This window comes from Shewanella sp. NKUCC05_KAH (genome assembly GCF_019345585.1).
Taxonomy (GTDB): Bacteria; Pseudomonadota; Gammaproteobacteria; order Enterobacterales; family Shewanellaceae; genus Shewanella; species Shewanella oncorhynchi.
The window spans coordinates 146388-163198 of the sequence record NZ_JAHKQZ010000012.1; the positions used below are offsets into that span (position 1 = coordinate 146388).

At 44.3% G+C, this 16811-nt stretch carries 11 protein-coding genes and 1 rRNA gene; 8 read left to right on the plus strand and 4 right to left on the minus strand.

Annotation, left to right across the window (positions count from 1 at the left end):
* Positions 1-288 precede the first annotated feature (288 nt).
* On the plus strand, positions 289-3042 hold the full coding sequence (gene polA, locus KO533_RS12600) for a DNA polymerase I (RefSeq protein ID WP_219254454.1): 2754 nt from the start codon (positions 289-291) through the stop codon (positions 3040-3042).
* Between the two features lie 1021 nt (positions 3043-4063).
* Here the strand turns inward: polA and yihA are convergent.
* Positions 4064-4723, minus strand: coding sequence for a ribosome biogenesis GTP-binding protein YihA/YsxC (yihA, locus tag KO533_RS12605; protein ID WP_006079362.1), 660 nt, complete (start codon positions 4721-4723; stop codon positions 4064-4066).
* Positions 4724-4890: 167 nt separating this feature from the next.
* Here yihA and KO533_RS12610 point away from each other — a divergent pair, with 167 nt between their 5' ends.
* The 5 genes from KO533_RS12610 (at position 4891) to hemN (ending at position 9799) form a co-directional block, all read left to right on the plus strand.
* The gene (locus tag KO533_RS12610; RefSeq protein ID WP_105250761.1) at positions 4891-5514 is read left to right on the plus strand and encodes a c-type cytochrome; all 624 of its coding nucleotides are present in this window, start codon (positions 4891-4893) and stop codon (positions 5512-5514) included.
* Positions 5515-6330: 816 nt separating this feature from the next.
* Positions 6331-6969: a class I SAM-dependent methyltransferase gene (locus tag KO533_RS12615; RefSeq protein ID WP_105250762.1), complete on the plus strand. Its 639-nt coding sequence runs from the start codon at positions 6331-6333 to the stop codon at positions 6967-6969.
* Positions 6970-7059: 90 nt separating this feature from the next.
* The gene (gene yihI / locus KO533_RS12620) at positions 7060-7620 is read left to right on the plus strand and encodes a Der GTPase-activating protein YihI (RefSeq protein WP_173248456.1); all 561 of its coding nucleotides are present in this window, start codon (positions 7060-7062) and stop codon (positions 7618-7620) included.
* Positions 7621-7693: 73 nt separating this feature from the next.
* Positions 7694-8161 (plus strand): DUF2489 domain-containing protein, encoded by a 468-nt coding sequence (locus tag KO533_RS12625; protein ID WP_219254456.1) that lies wholly within the window; start codon positions 7694-7696, stop codon positions 8159-8161.
* A 261-nt stretch (positions 8162-8422) separates the two neighbouring features.
* The gene (hemN, locus tag KO533_RS12630; protein ID WP_275956785.1) at positions 8423-9799 is read left to right on the plus strand and encodes an oxygen-independent coproporphyrinogen III oxidase; all 1377 of its coding nucleotides are present in this window, start codon (positions 8423-8425) and stop codon (positions 9797-9799) included.
* Positions 9800-9897: 98 nt separating this feature from the next.
* Here hemN and add read toward each other — a convergent pair whose 3' ends face one another.
* Positions 9898-10893, minus strand: a complete 996-nt coding sequence (gene add, locus KO533_RS12635) for an adenosine deaminase (RefSeq protein ID WP_173248460.1) — start codon at positions 10891-10893, stop codon at positions 9898-9900.
* Between the two features lie 210 nt (positions 10894-11103).
* Between add and KO533_RS12640 the strand changes: the two genes are divergently transcribed.
* Both KO533_RS12640 and KO533_RS12645 read left to right on the plus strand, forming a co-directional pair.
* A complete protein-coding gene (locus KO533_RS12640; protein ID WP_219254458.1) occupies positions 11104-12915 on the plus strand; it encodes a DUF885 domain-containing protein in 1812 nt (603 codons plus the stop codon).
* Positions 12916-13010: 95 nt separating this feature from the next.
* Positions 13011-13994, plus strand: coding sequence for an alpha/beta fold hydrolase (locus KO533_RS12645; protein ID WP_105250768.1), 984 nt, complete (start codon positions 13011-13013; stop codon positions 13992-13994).
* Here the strand turns inward: KO533_RS12645 and KO533_RS12650 are convergent.
* Together KO533_RS12650 and rrf are read right to left on the minus strand one after the other, a co-directional pair.
* Positions 13951-16401, minus strand: a complete 2451-nt coding sequence (locus KO533_RS12650) for a GGDEF domain-containing phosphodiesterase (protein WP_219254460.1) — start codon at positions 16399-16401, stop codon at positions 13951-13953. The two genes, KO533_RS12645 and KO533_RS12650, sit on opposite strands and share 44 nt — an antisense overlap.
* 299 nt (positions 16402-16700) lie before the next feature.
* Positions 16701-16811, minus strand: a 5S ribosomal RNA gene (gene rrf, locus KO533_RS12655); the annotation flags it as partial.

Here is a 16811-nt window from a genome sequence, read left to right on the forward strand (position 1 = left end):
GTGCCGAAAATTAAGCCAATCCTTAGATGTATTTTACGGAGTCAATAAAAAATCCACAAATTGGGAAGATTTTTTAAGAAACAGTATTGAACTCACACAAATCTTTTATAAACATAAAAAACAACAACTTAAAAAAATCGCACTAAGCCGTAATCATCGCCATTATTCTCAGTTGACTTTTTCACTCACAGACTTATCCACAGGCTGGGAGTCATTTTGCCATGGCTGAAATAGTGCTTCTGTGGCATGCTTAGCGCCATCTAAGTCATCGATAAACGAAAAATACCTATGCCAACCGTCGCTAAAAACCCACTTGTGCTTGTGGATGGATCTTCTTATTTGTATCGCGCTTATTATGCGCCTCCTCACCTGACAAACTCAAAGGGCGAAGCAACGGGTGCCGTTTATGGCGTAGTGAATATGTTGCGCAGCTTGTTGACCCGTTATCAACCAAGCCATATCGCAGTCGTGTTCGATGCCAAGGGAAAAACCTTCCGCAATGACATGTACAGCGAATACAAAGCACAGCGCCCACCTATGCCTGATGATCTACGTTCGCAAATCGAACCCTTACATCGCATTATTCGCGCACTAGGTTTACCACTGATTTCAATTTCCGGCGTCGAAGCCGATGACGTGATTGGGACTATTGCCCGCCAAGCCAGCTTAGAAAACCGTGCCGTGCTTATCAGCACAGGCGATAAAGACATGGCCCAGTTAGTGGATGAGAACGTTACGCTCATCAACACCATGACAGACACCATAATGGGCCCAGAAGAAGTCGTCACTAAATTTGGTGTCGGTCCAGACCGTATCATAGATTTACTCGCGCTGATGGGCGACAAGGCTGACAATATTCCAGGCTTACCCGGCGTAGGTGAGAAAACGGCGCTCGCTATGCTCACGGGAGCCGGCAGTGTGAGTAACTTATTAGCGGAACCCGAAAAAGTCGCCGAGCTCGGCTTTAGAGGTTCTAAAACCATGGCGGCGAAAATCATTGAAAATGCCGACATGCTCAAGCTTTCTTACGAACTCGCCACCATCAAAACCGATGTCGAACTTGAGCAAGATTGGCATGAACTTACCATCATGCCAGCAGACAAAGATGAACTGATCAAATGCTACGGCGAGATGGAGTTTAAACGTTGGTTAGCCGAAGTCTTAGATAATAAAATGACGGCAGCGGCATCCACAGAAACACAAGAAGACTCATCTGCAGTCGAAGCGATTGAAACACAGTACGACTGCATTCTCACCGAAGCCGAATTAGACACTTGGATTGCTAAGCTTAAACAAGCCGACTTAATGGCAATCGATACTGAGACCACCAGCTTAGATTACATGGTGGCCGAATTAGTCGGGATTTCCTTCGCCGTTGAGACAGGAAAAGCCGCTTATCTTCCTTTGACCCACGATTACGTTGGTGCACCGACTCAAATCGATAAAACGGTCGCGTTAGAAAAACTGCGTCCGCTGCTTGAGGATCCAAAGATCAAGAAAGTCGGTCAAAATCTTAAGTACGACATCAGTATCTTAGCCAATGCAGGGATCAAACTACAGGGCGTCGCTTTCGACACTATGCTCGAATCCTATGTTTTCAACTCAGTGGCTTCGCGCCATGATATGGATGGTTTAGCGCTCAAGTACTTAGGCCATAAGAATATCAGCTTTGAAGAAATCGCCGGTAAAGGTGCAAAACAGCTGACCTTCAACCAAATTCCACTGGAAACGGCTGCGCCTTATGCGGCCGAAGATGCCGACATCACACTGCGTTTACACCAACATTTATGGCCAAGACTCGAGAAAGAAGCCGAACTTGCCGCCATGTTTACCGAAGTCGAATTACCGCTAATCCAAGTGTTGTCGGACATTGAACGTCAAGGGGTATTAATCGACAGTATGTTACTCGGCCAACAGAGCGATGAACTGGCGCGTAAAATCGATACCTTAGAAGAAAAAGCCTACGACATTGCCGGTGAAAAATTCAATCTTAGTTCACCTAAGCAACTGCAAGTCTTGTTTTATGAAAAGCTAGGTTACCCGATCACCAAAAAGACCCCAAAGGGCGCGCCATCGACCGCGGAAGAAGTATTAGTCGAATTAGCATTAGATTTCCCACTGCCAAAGGTGATCCTCGAACATCGAAGTCTATCTAAGTTAAAGAGCACTTACACCGATAAGCTGCCACTGATGGTCAACGCCAAAACGGGTCGCGTACACACTAGCTATCATCAAGCTAATGCGGCAACAGGTCGCTTATCGTCAAGCGAACCTAACCTGCAAAATATTCCGATTCGCACCGAAGAAGGTCGCCGTATTCGCCAAGCCTTTATCGCCCCAGCAGGCCGTAAAATTTTGGCCGCCGACTACTCGCAAATCGAACTACGGATCATGGCCCATTTATCCCAAGATGCAGGCTTACTCAAAGCCTTCGCCGAGGGCAAAGACATTCATAGAGCCACTGCTGCAGAAGTATTTGGTACCGACTTTGATGAAGTAACCACAGAACAACGCCGCCGTGCCAAAGCGGTTAACTTCGGCTTAATTTATGGCATGTCAGCCTTTGGTTTGGCGCGTCAGCTTGATATCCCACGCCATGAAGCACAAACCTATATCGATACCTACTTTGCCCGTTATCCTGGCGTATTACGTTATATGGAAGAAACGCGCGCGGGTGCTGCTGACTTAGGTTATGTGTCGACTCTGTTTGGTCGTCGCCTCTACTTGCCCGAAATCCGTGATCGTAATGCGATGCGCCGCCAAGGTGCTGAACGTGCTGCGATTAACGCGCCAATGCAAGGTACGGCTGCTGACATCATCAAAAAGGCCATGATCAATATTGCCCAGTGGATCAAAACAGAAACCCAAGGCGAAATCACTATGATCATGCAGGTTCACGATGAATTAGTGTTTGAAGTCGATGCGGATAAAGCAGAGGCACTTAAAAAGACAATCTGCACCTTGATGGCGCAAGCAGCTAATCTCGATGTTGAACTGCTTGCCGAAGCAGGCATTGGTGATAACTGGGATGAAGCCCACTAATCTCAGTAATATCCAGAAGAACACTATCAATATGATTTAACTGAAAATAAAGCTAATCTGACTTCAATATTTTGAGCTCAGATTAGCTCTCTCCCGTCTTAATCGCCTCTAAGAACATCAATACAGAGTCCTTTTCATCACTCAGCATAAATAACCCTTTCACAATACAAATTAGCTCGTTAAGTTAGACAAACTTCATCGGCAGAAATGATTCACTCACAGTCAAACAATCTTTATCTGATACATTTGGCAGTAGAGTTCATCGATACACTGCCACAGCAGATGGATATTAAAGGGTGTGATTTACTCTAATTGAAACTGCATTCAAGTCAGCCATATATGCTCAAGAGTGCCATAACGGTTGTTCTCTCTCGCGTACACCAAAATCTTAGGTCAGGATTAGAGTAAAAAATCAAATCTCAAATATTGATCACTTTTGTATATAAATTTCGAGTTTCATCTATAAATCAGCCAATTAATCATTTTCAATGAAATTTTAGGATCAATTTGAGATGCTTTTTCACTCACAACCTGAGATCAAGCGCACATAATTACCTCTTTTTTGAAAAAACTGTTTTCCATTTAAAGATAAATAGAGTAATATTCTCTGCGTAGGGTACAGAGGTTAAGATGTTCTATCTTTCAGACCTTTATTTCACTTATAGTGATGAGCCAAATTCTGGCGCCTCAGCAACTTGTTTGCTGAGGCTTTTTTTTGCTCTTTTTTCAGACTTTAAGTAAATTTTAGAGTATTTACTTTAATAAGGAATGAATTGGCTGTATGCTAGTTTCATTGAGAACCATTGAAGCTAATTTGATGGTGCTTGAGTCTTGTTGAATTTAGCTTCTCCCCAAAAGAGCTAATATTTTTGGCCGATGATAATATCATCGGCTATTTTTTTGCCTGAGATTAACGAATAACCGATGGGAATGAGACTGAACAAAAGAGAAAAAATTGCAGTAAAAACAAAGAGGAGGTATACACAGTCAAATTCTACCATGTACACCAAAACAGGCGATATTATTCAGCGTTATTCGCTGCATCTAACTCATCAGTCAACCACTGTGGATGACACCATTCATTAAGAATTGCCAACACTTTAGGCTTACCGGTTCCTTTAAGTGATGAGAAGGGTTCAACTTGCACCCAGTCGCCAAACTCACTTAGTGCGAGACGCACTTCATTTACGGTTTTCATCTTAGCACTTTGGGCTAATTTGTCTGATTTCGTTAGCAAAGCTAATACTGGAATTTCACTAGCAACTGCCCATTCAATCATCTGCATATCGAGATCTTTTAGTGGATGACGAATATCCATCAAGACAACCACGCCACTTAAACAAGCGCGTTTTTGCAAATATTCACCTAATGCTTGCTGCCATTTATTTTTCAACGCAAGTGGGACTTGTGCAAAACCATAACCAGGCAAGTCAACTAAACGACGCTGAGCATCTAACTCAAATACGTTAATTAGTTGAGTACGGCCCGGTGTTTTACTGGTTCTTGCTAAACTTTTTTGCTCAGTTAATGCATTGAGTGCACTAGACTTTCCAGCATTAGAGCGGCCAGCAAATGCAATCTCAACTCCAACATCGCCGGGCAGATATTGATCCAAATGTGCAATGTCAGGTGCACTGATTAAAAACTTTGCCCTACGAAAATCTATACGAGATTCAGTCACTATTTACTCCGAAATTTTTCTACGCAATACCATAATTTATGAAGAATTACTTACTTTCCCACGTTTTCGTGTAAAATATTACTCCGATCACATTAATCATATTTTACCACGCTTGCGGGTCACCCTAGTAAGCTCAGGATAATAATTTAACCAGAAGTTGGAACGCCATGAAAAAGCTAGCTCTTGCGCTGTCTGTTGTAATTGCCGCCATATCTTCACCTGCGATTGCTGAAGGTAATGCTGAAGCGGGAAAAACGAAAATCATTGTCTGTTCGGCCTGTCACGGTATGGACGGTAACAGTATGATCGATATGTACCCCAAAATTGCGGGCCAACACGCCACTTACCTCCAAAAGCAACTACATGATTTCCGTAGCGCAGCACAAACTGGCGGTAAAGATGGTCGTATGGATCCTATCATGAGTGGCATGGCAATGCCTCTAAGCGATCAGGATATTCTCGACATTAGCGCATATTTTTCTAGCCAAGCAATCCAAGTGGCTGAAGCAAAAGATGTTCCTGAGTTAGGTGCTAAACTTTACAAGGGTGGTGATGTTTCTCGTGGCATTACCGCTTGTATGGCATGTCATGGCCCAGATGGTAAAGGCGCTGAGCTTGCAGGTTTTCCAACGTTGGCAGGCCAACACGCAAACTACATCAAGATCCAGCTGACAAAATTCCGTGAAGCTGGCCGCCATAATGACTTGAATGGCATGATGCAAGATGTGGCTAAAAAACTAAATGATAGCGATATCGACGCGCTATCAAAGTATCTTTCTAGCCTGAAGTAATCTTCGCGAGTGAAAAGAAGGGTGTATTGTCACCCTTTTTTTACACCACAAAGTTGACGTGGACGTAAACTGCAAAGATTCGTGCTTGACATAGATCACAGATTTCGGTTTAATAAGCCCCGTACCGAGATAAACCCATCTGTTTGTACAAAAAGATTAATAATAACTTACAGGTTTCGGTATAATTAACGTTCAAGATATAAGAATAAAGATACTCAATAACAATAATATACTTAAGACCACTCTCTAATAATAACAAGAGTCGTGATTTCCACTTGAAATCCAGGTCAGCACAATTTTGTAAGGGATGGCCGATAACGCCAATTTGCTTCTAGCAAAACACCTTACACTCAGGGTAACTTGCCCCATCAGGACATAGTTTACATGATGTAAACTGTAGCAAAGGAAGCGATAAGCTTAGGATGCACTGGCTGGATGCTTGTTATCACAGGAAGGTACTTAAGTAACATGGATGGTTAACTCGACGTCAATGATGACGATGCTTTAAAAGATGTGTCGCGAGACCATCTACGGAAACTGTAGTCAGGATGGCGACAGAAAAAAATAAAGTGTCTGGAAGACCATTAACAAAAATAATGCAGGGAAAGCAGTAAAAAAAAGAAGGATACCGACCGGGAAAGTCGCATAGCAAGTATGGATACTTGGAATCAGGATAAGGTGCTAAAGCACCCTTTGTAAGGCGGCAGTTTAACTGCCGCCTTTTTTCTTTTATAACACCCCATTAGTGTCTAAAATGTGCACTTAACCAATATAATTGGTACAATCAAAGCCTTAATAACCACTTCAGCAGACTCAATGCCCAGATGCCCTCTTTGTCATAACAGTCAGACACGACTCCTTCATCAAGATAAAAAGCGGAGTTTTTATGTTTGCAAGACATGTGAGTTAACCTTTGCGGATGCGAATAGCCATTTACCCCCCGCGGCAGAGAAGCAAAGATACGGTCGTTCACGCATAGCGTCGAAACAAAAACAGTTATCGCAATTTATTTTGCCGCTGTTAGCGCAATTAGAGCAGCAACAAGCGGGCAGTTTATTAGGATTGAATTTTGGCCGCATACTCGATGATGAGAGCCTGACGACCATAGAAAATGCGGGCCACAAGTTAAATCAATATGATCCCTTTTTTGCCCCTAATCATGACGTGTTAAAGCTAGAGTATGATTTTATCTGCTGTTATCGGGTATTTGAGCATTTTCAAAACCCTATAAAAGAGTGGACTTTGCTCTCTCGGCTACTGCATTCTGGTGGTTGGTTAGCGATAAGCACACCATTACTGACTGAATTAGATGGTTTTGCTAAGTGGCATTATAAGAACAACCTCACCCATGTGAGCTTTTATCAGCGACAAACCTTCGAGTACCTCGCAAACAATAGCGATTTTGAACTATTATTTGCCGCAAAGGACCTCGTTTTGATGCAAAAAACATCATAATCTGGTATAACACTCGGCCTAATTTCGCACCTTGTAGACAAGCTCACCCTTAGTCTGCAAGGCCATACGTTGTAAATAATTGAGAAGACCATGTCTCGTAGCAAGAAAACACGCAAGGGCGGCGAGAACAGCCCTAAGTTACAGCCAAGAGTGAAGAAGCAAGATCGCGCTGTAGCGACTGGCAAACGTAAAGATTCTGGCAATAAATCAGGTAGTCGTCATAACGAAAGCTTAATTTTAGCGCAAGCGCCGCAACAGCAGGCCGCTAAGAAAAAAGACCCGCGTCATGGCAGTAAAAAGCCTGTGGCTTTAGCAATTCCTGCGGCAGTGGTAACAGATAAAGCCGCTCAGCCAAAAGTGAAACAAGCTAAGCTGACTGACGAGCAAAAATTGCTGAAATTGGAAGAAGATCCAAGACTAAATCAGCTGTTAGATATGCTGGAAGAAGGCCGTGATCTCAACGAGGTTGACCAAAAGTGGTTAGATCAACAGCTAAATAAGATTGAAGCTCTGATGGTTAAACTAGGCATTAGCGACGATATGGATGATGATGCACCTTCATCACCAGCTAAGTCTTTGTCTGACGATGAGTTGTTCGACAAGTTCGAATCAGGCGCTGACTTACTGAAAGATTATCAAGACAAGTTCTAAACCTCTCAGTGCTAAGGCATAGGGAACTCAGTTTTTAGCTGTGCTCCTTATGCCATTCATATAAGGAGTCTCTGTGTCTACGGCTATCATTATTCTCGGTTTTATCATCATAGTAGCGCTTAGTAGCTACGCCACCTTCTTAATCCTAAAACTCAAGCAGCAAAAAAAGCGTCAGCAGGCCGAACAAGCCGAGCGTGAAGTCACGGCGAACGCAAAACGCGCCCAAGTTTTAGATGATATCCGCTATATCGCCACCGCTATGATTGAAGACCGCTGTGAGATCTCTGAAGGCGTGGTCAGGATTGGGCGATTATTTGAAATCCTGTCATTAAGTGAGCGTGTGGCTCCCGATTACCCTTCATTATTCAAACACTTTGAGTTAATTAAAAATCATCCCATCATGGATGCTCGTCAAGCCTTGCCTAAGCAAGAAAGAATGAAGTTAGACTTGATCAGAATGAAGTCCGAAGCGGCATTAGAGCAAGGCATCAGTGATGATGCGAAAAAACTGTCGGATTACCAAGCCAAAGCGATGCATTAAACCAGCCCATTGCTATACCTCAAGACCACTTATATTGTGGTTTTGAGGTCATCTCGATAAAACCCGCACCAATCTTACCCTCCTTACTCCCGTGAGCCTGCGCACAAAACCGCCAAATATCGACAGACAAGCGTACTTTTTTGATAGATATTGCGTAACTTCTAAAAAGACAGACGTCATTTTTACAACCTAGATCAAGGTTATTTACTTAAGAACCTTGCATACTTCGCTTGTTGCTAATTTACCCACGGAGGACACGCCTTGAAGCAGCCCACTCAGATTAGCTGGGATCAGTCGATGATCGAAAAATATAACTACAGCGGTCCCCGTTATACCTCTTACCCAACGGCATTAGAGTTCGATGATACATTCACCGAACAAAATCTGCTGACGGCCATTGAAAATAGCAAAAGCGATAAACTGTCGCTGTATATTCATATCCCGTTCTGCGCCAAGCTTTGTTATTACTGCGGCTGTAATAAAATCATCACCCGCCACCAACACAAAGCCGATCAGTACATTGAATATTTAAGCCAAGAAATTATCAAACGTGCGCCCCTGTTCAAACATTACAGTGTGACCCAAATGCATTGGGGCGGCGGTACACCCACGTTCTTAAATCCTGAGCAGATTCTTAAACTTACGTCATTGATTAAAGCTAACTTTAACTTTGCGGAAGAAGGCGAATACTCGATTGAAGTCGATCCTCGCGAGATTGAGCTGTCAATGCTCGACACGTTGAAAGAAGCGGGCTTTAACCGGATATCCATCGGTGTACAAGATTTCAATAAAGAAGTGCAAATTGCCGTTAATCGCGAACAAGATGAGCAATTTATCTTCGACTTAATGGCTAAAGCGAAAGCCATGGGTTTTGTGTCAACCAACATAGATTTAATCTATGGTTTGCCACACCAAACGCCAGAAACCTTTGCCGTCACTATGCAGCGCGTTTTAGATTTATCGCCTGACCGTCTGTCGGTATTTAACTATGCTCACTTACCTGCGCGCTTTGCCGCTCAACGTAAGATCAAAGACGAGCATTTACCTTCGCCAAAACAAAAACTCGAAATGCTACACCAAACTATCGAGACCTTAACTGGCGCTGGTTACCAATATATCGGCATGGACCACTTTGCTAAACCCGATGACGAGTTAGCCAAGTTGCAGCGCGAAGGCAGACTGCACCGCAACTTCCAAGGTTATACCACCCAAGAAGAATGCGATTTGTTAGGTCTTGGCGTATCGTCTATCAGTCAGATTGGTGACTGCTATGCGCAAAACCAGAAAGATATCCGCCCTTACTATGAGGCCATAGATAAAGAAGGCCATGCTTTGTGGAAAGGTTGCAGCCTAAACCGTGACGATGAAATCCGCCGCGTAGTGATTAAACAGCTGATTTGCCACTTCGAACTGGATATGGCGAAAATTGATGAGAAACTGGGGATTAACTTCGAAACCTATTTCGCTGAAGATCTTAAGTTAATGCAGACATTTATCGATGATAAGTTAGTTGAAATCGTCGACAGACAGATCACTATCAGCCCTACTGGCCGTTTATTGATCCGCAATATCTGTATGTGCTTCGATCTTTACTATCGTCAAAAAGCGCGTCAGCAACAGTTCTCACGCGTGATCTAAAACGCCTATCGCAGCACTCGTAAACGCTCATAAAAAAATCCGACTCTAGAGTCGGATTTTTTATTTATAGCTATTTTTATTAATGACTCAGAGCTTAGTTATGCCTTAGCGGCATACAGCGCTTTACGCTCACTATCGGATAAAAATGCCATTTCAACGCCGTTACGTTGCACCTGCGCTAACTCAGCATCGGTTAACTTGAGTTCAGATTTGGCGATACGATACTCATGCTTAATATCGATAGCGCTCACACCGGGATCATCGGTATTTAGGCTTATCAACACGCCTGCATCCATAAAGGTTCTGAATGGATGCTCAGCGTAAGAAGCCACAGTAGAAGTATGCAAGTTACTGGTTGGGCAAGATTCGATGCCAATACGGTGCTTAGCAAGATATTCCATCAGCTTAGGATCGTGAATCGCGTTCACCCCATGACCAATTCGAGTTGCGCCAAGTTCTTGAATCGCTTGCCACATACTTTGTGAACCCGCAGCTTCACCGGCGTGAGCCGTAATCGCCAGGTCAGCATCACGAACACGTTTAAAGTGATCGTTAAATAACTCGCCAGGGAAGCCCATTTCATCGCCGGCTAAGTCCATAGCCACGAGATGTTGTTTATGGGCGAGTAAGCCTTCAAGTTCTTGAGTACAAGCAGCTTGACCAAATGAACGTGACATAATGCCAATCAAATTGATCTTCACGTTATAGTCTTTTAAGCCCGCTTTAACGCCGTCAACTACCGCCTCAACTACGCCTTCAATCGGTAACTTATGGTTCATCGCCATATAGTAAGGACTAAAACGTAACTCAGCGTAATCTAAGCCAGATAACGCCGCATCGGCAACGTTTTCATAGGCGACGCGTTTAACCGCATCCAAATCTGCGAGTACGGCAACCATCCAATCGAGCTTCTTTAAGAAGGCGACTAAGCTAGTTTCTTTCCCCTGAATTTGCACAAAAGGTGCGAGCGTCTCTAAAGAATCGGCAGGTAGCGCAATGCCGTGTTGGTGTCCTAGTTCCCAAATGGTATTTACCCGCACATTACCGTCTAGGTGACGATGCAGATCCACCAATGGAATGGATGTATCAATCATATTTAACCCCTATTTGAACTACCCAGCCAATGCTTTTGTTATTTGGTCGCGGGCGGACACTAAGTTTAACACGCATTTTCGGGGGCATTTATGCGCCAAACGCATTTAAATTCACATTCAGTCACAATTCTGCTTAATATCCATACAAGGAACGGCCGCATTCATCAGGCATAATGACTTCAATAACAACGAAAATATCAGAGATCTAACATGCATAAACTCTTAACCCCCAGTTTATTGATATGCGCATTAGGCGCCTGCAGTGCCACTCAAACCACAAAAAATATTCAAACCCCATCGGCACAGGCAATATCAGCAGCACAATCGCAAGTTGAGCCAATCGCTCCCGCGCTGCAGGCGATTATCGACCAAAGCTGGCAATTACAACTCAGTGCGAGTCCTGAAATGGCTTACAGCATGGGCGATGCCAGTGCCGCAGGAAAATTAGCGGATCTCTCGCCAACCGCGCTCGCAAAGCTTAATCAAGGTCAAATCGCAGTACTAGCGCAGCTCAAAGCACTCGACCGCAGCAGCTTGAGTAAAGAAGATAAGATTAACGCCCAAATACTGGAAGAGCAGATCCAAAACGATGTCGACCTATATCGTTTCAAGGATTATTACCTGCCCATTACGGCGGAAAGCGGCTTCCACGCTTATATCACGTCAATCGCACAGGGAAGATTCAACACCCTTGAGGATTACCGCAACTATATTGCCAAACTCAATGCACTCCCGACCTATTTCGCCCAGCAAACCCACTGGCTAAAACAAGGATTAGCCGAGGGAATAACGCCGCCAAAAGTGACACTCAATGGCTTTGAAGACAGTATTAGTGCTTATATCGTCCCTGTTGAAAAGAGCAGTTATTTCAAACCTTTTACTCAATATCCCAACTATTTCACTGAGGCACAAAAAACTCAGCTGACCCAAGAAGGCCGCGCTTTAGTTGAGCAAAAAGTTCTACCTCTGTACCAAAACTTTTATGATTTCATGACTAAAGAGTACATTCCCAATGCTCGGGAAAATATCGCGGCCAGTAGCTTACCTAACGGCGCAGAATTTTATGAGAATAGGGTACGTTACTATACGACCTTGAATATGACGTCGACGCAAGTGCATGAACTGGGTTTAAAAGAAGTACAACGTATCCGCCAAGAAATGGAACAAATCATCGCGTCAGTAGGTTTTAAAGGCAACTTTGCCGACTTCTTACATTTCCTGCGGACCGATCCCCAGTTCTACACCACCAGTGCCGAGCAGTTACTCAAAGAAGCGGCATTTATTGCCAAAAAAGCCGATGCCATGCTACCTAAGTACTTCGGCAAACTCCCACGCCAACCCTATGGTATAGCGCCAGTGCCCGCCGAAATTGCACCGAAATACACCACTGGGCGATATTCAGGATCGAACAGCGATGATGAACCCGGTTACTACTGGGTCAACACTTATGCATTGGATAAGCGCCCACTCTACGAGCTAGAAGCCTTAACCTTGCACGAAGCCGTACCCGGTCACCATCTGCAAATTTCACTCAACTCTGAGCTAACCTCACTCCCAGATTTCCGTCGTTATGGCTATATATCTGCCTTTGGTGAAGGATGGGGGCTATATTGCGAATATTTAGGTTTAGAAGCGGGTTTCTACCAAGATCCATACAGTAACTTTGGGCGCTTAACCTATGAAATGTGGCGCGCGGCGCGTTTAGTCGTAGATACTGGCATGCACGCCCAAGGATGGAGTCGTCAACAAGCCATCGACTTTATGGCCAGCAATACCGCACTATCACTGCATAATGTCACTACCGAAATTGACCGCTATATTTCGTGGCCAGGACAAGCCTTGTCCTACAAAATTGGTGAGTTAACAATCAAACGATTACGTGCCAAGGCAGAACAGGAACTCGGCGACAAATTTGATATTCGTGCCTTCCACGATGCTGTGCTCGAAAATGGCTCTGTACCTATGTCGATCCTCGAACAGCAAATCAATGATTTTATTGAAGCGAAAAAGGCGACACGCTAAGTTAATGAAATTCATGGGAGTCGGTATTTTCAGACTCCCATGGTTGTCTGTTACACTCTAACAAACCATTCAAGCCAAATGATTTGCGACTGAGTATGAGCCAAGCCAAAGCGACATTTTCGACTGAACACGATTTAAATACCTCAGAGCAGCAAGCCTTCTGGCAAAGCGTTGTTCAAGACACGCTAGCCTCTGCCGACGGCGTCACGCTGGCCTATATGATGGTCAAACATCCCCAAGCACATACCGCAATCGTTCTCAGCAGTGGCCGAGTCGAGTCCTATTTAAAGTATCAAGAATTGGTCTTCGACTTATACCAACAAGGTTACTCTGTTTATGCCATCGATCACCGTGGCCAAGGGCTATCGGATCGTATGACAATCAATCCGCACATGGGTCATGTGCGAAGATTTAATGATTATATTGATGACTTTGCTCTATTTATGCAGAAGATAGTGCTACCACAAAACGACAAACAACTCATGCTACTTGGCCATTCAATGGGTGGCGCGATTGGCACTTTGTATCTCAAACAGCATCCCGATATTTTTACCGCCGCGGCATTTTCAGCGCCCATGTATGGCATTAAATTACCTATGCCAAAAGCGTTCGTACGCTGGTTAGCCAGTAAACTCGATACCACACTCAATGGCGGCGAGCCTAATTATGTACTTGCAGGACAAAACTATAAACCTGTTCCATTCAAAGGTAATGAGCTCACTCACAGCCAAACCCGATACCAAGCCTACCGAGAATTGTATGATGCTGCCCCTAAGTTACAACTCGGTTCACCCACTAACCGTTGGTTGACTGAATCTTTAGATGCGGCAGATACTTGCGTACTGGCAACGGCACAAATTCGCACTCCGATACTGATACTGCAAGCGAGTGAAGATAAGATTGTTGATAATGCGGCCCAGAATCTCGCCGTGAGTACCCATTGCCAATTGAAAGTAATCGCTGGGGCTGCCCATGAGATTTTTATGGAAAAAGACGCCTGCCGAAACCAAGCCTTAAACTATGCTCTCGACTTCTTTAAACGCTACGCAATAAAGGACGAGGACAAACAAGCTGGATAAAGTCCGCTTGGTTTAAAGCTCGACTGAATAAATAGCCCTGATAGCCATCACAGCCTAGTTCAACAAAAGCTTGATATTGTTGGGATGATTCGACACCTTTGGCGACAACGCTCAAATTGAATTGCCGCGCAGAGGTAATAAGTACATTCACTTTTGTTGGCATTGTGGTTAATGAATCAATACAACTCATATCCAATTTAACCGAAACTAATGGCTGATTAGCTAAGCAGCTCAAGGCACTCAAGCCTGAACCGAAATGATCGAGGATGATACCTACACCTACTTCAACTAACTTAGAGACACGCTCATCGACAAACTGTGGTTGCATTAAAAATGCGGCCTCATTGAGCTCAATACCCAGTTGATTAGCCACAATACCATGCTCCTTAACTAACCCAACAAATGCATCAACAAAATCAGCCTGACCAAATGAGAATGCACTGATATTGAGAGTCAAAGGAGGCAAACTCCTTCCTTGAGCCCGCGATTTCTGAATAAACAGACACACCCGCTTAGCCACCCAAAGATCAAGCTCAGCAATAATTCCCCCTTGTTCTGCTAACGCCACAAATTCAGCTGGCGGAATAAACTCTCCATCAGCACGATACCAACGCGTGAGCACTTCTGCCGAGACAAGTTCACTGGTCGCATTGATCACAGGCTGGAACATTAACGTTAAGCTATCTTGTTGTAATGCGGTTTGTAATTCCTGTTGCAACAGCTCATCACGGCTCTGGCGAAAGTCCATTTCAGCATGGTAAAAAGCGCACCCAGCTTGACCTGCTTGCTTAGCGCTTAACGTTGCTAACTCGGCACGACGCATCACTAAAGCTGGATCTAAGGTTTCTATACTATCGAGTAAACAGATTCCCACACACGCGCTCAGCTCAAAGTGATGATGACCGTAATGGAATGGTCGAGCAATCACTTGCCTTAACTCACTCGCAAGGGCTAAAGCACGACGAGCAGCGGCTGACGCATCTGCCGCTAAATCTTTAGCAAGCAAAACGAAATTACCAGACTCTAATCGACCGACCGTTATATTTTCAGTGAAATAACTCGATAAACGGGCCGCGATTTGCGTTAACAAGCGCTCTAATTCATGGGAATGTAAAGTGGCGACCAATCCTAAGCGATCCACCTCAACGAGCAGCAATGCTCCCCATTGCCCCGAACTATTACCTTGGGTTAAAAATTGCGATAAACGCCCCATAAAGACATCGGGCAACATCTTGCGACCGACAACAGATTGATCCACAAGCTCAGTAATTGCAGCATGGTTCTTCGCGCTTTCTGACACATCCATATGAATGCCTATCATGCGAGTCGGGCGCCCTTGGGGATCCCAATCAACTAACATACCGCGGTCTAACACCCACACATAATGGCCATCTCTATGCCGTAAGCGGTGAACACTTTCAAATTCTTTACTCTTTCCGCTAACGTATTCCTGCAAAGCATCTAACACAATCTGCTTATCATCGGGATGTAGCCGCGTCTCCCATGTCTGGAATACTCCAGCCAATTCATCAGGCGCATAACCAATCATCTCTTTCCAGCGATCAGAAAGAAAAACCTCCCCCGTACTGATGTCCCAATCCCAAATACCGTTACGCGAACCTTCCACAGCAAATAACCAACGCAATTCACTGTCATTCAGCTGTTTAACTGCCCGACTTAAACGCTCATGTGCCTGCTGCAAACTGGCTTGCAAAGATAAAACTTCAGATGAACTCCAAGGTATCGATGTCGAAAAGGAAGAAGTACCTACCTGCTTAGCTGCCTCGCTCAACATTTGGAATGGGCGGATCAGCAGGAAATATAAAATAAAGGTAAAGCCAATCAGCAATAATCCGCCAAGGCCCCAAACCCGCATAAAACGTTGCTGCAACTTAGCAGAAGCTTCGGCAACTAAAGGGGCTAAATCGGCTTCAAGATAAATCAAATCAACAGCCCCACCATACTGGGGAAGAACGGGATAATATGCTTGAATAGTTAAACGGTCGAGATTAACGAGGATCTGCGGAAGAAAAGCTTGAACCACAGAGCGGTGAAGATCTACATCATAACCATCGATGACTTGAGTCGCATTGCTATCACGCCACACAGTATGATTAGCAAAACGAATACGGCTTTCAGCATCAACCAAGATATACACCATAGTGCCCATATCCAGCGCAGCTAAGGAAACTTCCTGCTCAATCCGCTCCACATCCTGTAAAGCTTGCGCCGATTGAACCACATTCTGCATGCGGAACAACTGTTGCTTTATCAAAGCCGACTGTCGCTGCGCAAGTTCAGCCCTAACTTGGTCACTTTCGAACAGGTACTCGCCTATGACCAACACTAAATATAGGGTCAGCATACAAAGAGGAAGCAGTACCGCGAGCGAAAGCTTACGAAGCATAGGCAACAGATGGCCGTTAACAAAAAAATTAATATTTTTGTATGCTAACGGGAAACGAACCACTAAGCAAAAGGACTTATCAAACTAAGCGAGATCTTCATGTAAATAATCAACTTAGAGTATAAAAGTCTGAAATAAAGGAAGGAAAAAACGTAAAGAACTAGCAGAAGAAACAAAACTAAAATGAATAGAACAATACTCGATAGCATTGGTCTTTAAATGACAATTTAACAAATTGCACACGCAAAAAAGCCAGCTTATTCAGCTGGCTTGGTTACATCTCAATGAGATAATTAGGTGCTTGGCGATGACCTACTCTCACATGGGGAGACCCCACACTACCATCGGCGCGTTTGCGTTTCACTTCTGAGTTCGGGATGGGATCAGGTGGTTCCACAAGGCTATTGTCA

Bases quoted from the DNA above. Each gene is read 5' to 3' on its own strand.
- KO533_RS12640 (WP_219254458.1), top strand. From the start codon at position 11,104: ATGCATAAACTCTTAACCCCCAGTTTATTGATATGCGCATTAGGCGCC.
- KO533_RS12650 (WP_219254460.1), bottom strand. From the start codon at position 16,401: ATGCTTCGTAAGCTTTCGCTCGCGGTACTGCTTCCTCTTTGTATGCTG.
- yihI (WP_173248456.1), top strand. From the start codon at position 7,060: ATGTCTCGTAGCAAGAAAACACGCAAGGGCGGCGAGAACAGCCCTAAG.
- KO533_RS12615 (WP_105250762.1), top strand. From the start codon at position 6,331: ATGCCCAGATGCCCTCTTTGTCATAACAGTCAGACACGACTCCTTCAT.
- KO533_RS12610 (WP_105250761.1), top strand. From the start codon at position 4,891: ATGAAAAAGCTAGCTCTTGCGCTGTCTGTTGTAATTGCCGCCATATCT.
- KO533_RS12645 (WP_105250768.1), top strand. From the start codon at position 13,011: ATGAGCCAAGCCAAAGCGACATTTTCGACTGAACACGATTTAAATACC.
- add (WP_173248460.1), bottom strand. From the start codon at position 10,893: ATGATTGATACATCCATTCCATTGGTGGATCTGCATCGTCACCTAGAC.
- polA (WP_219254454.1), top strand. From the start codon at position 289: ATGCCAACCGTCGCTAAAAACCCACTTGTGCTTGTGGATGGATCTTCT.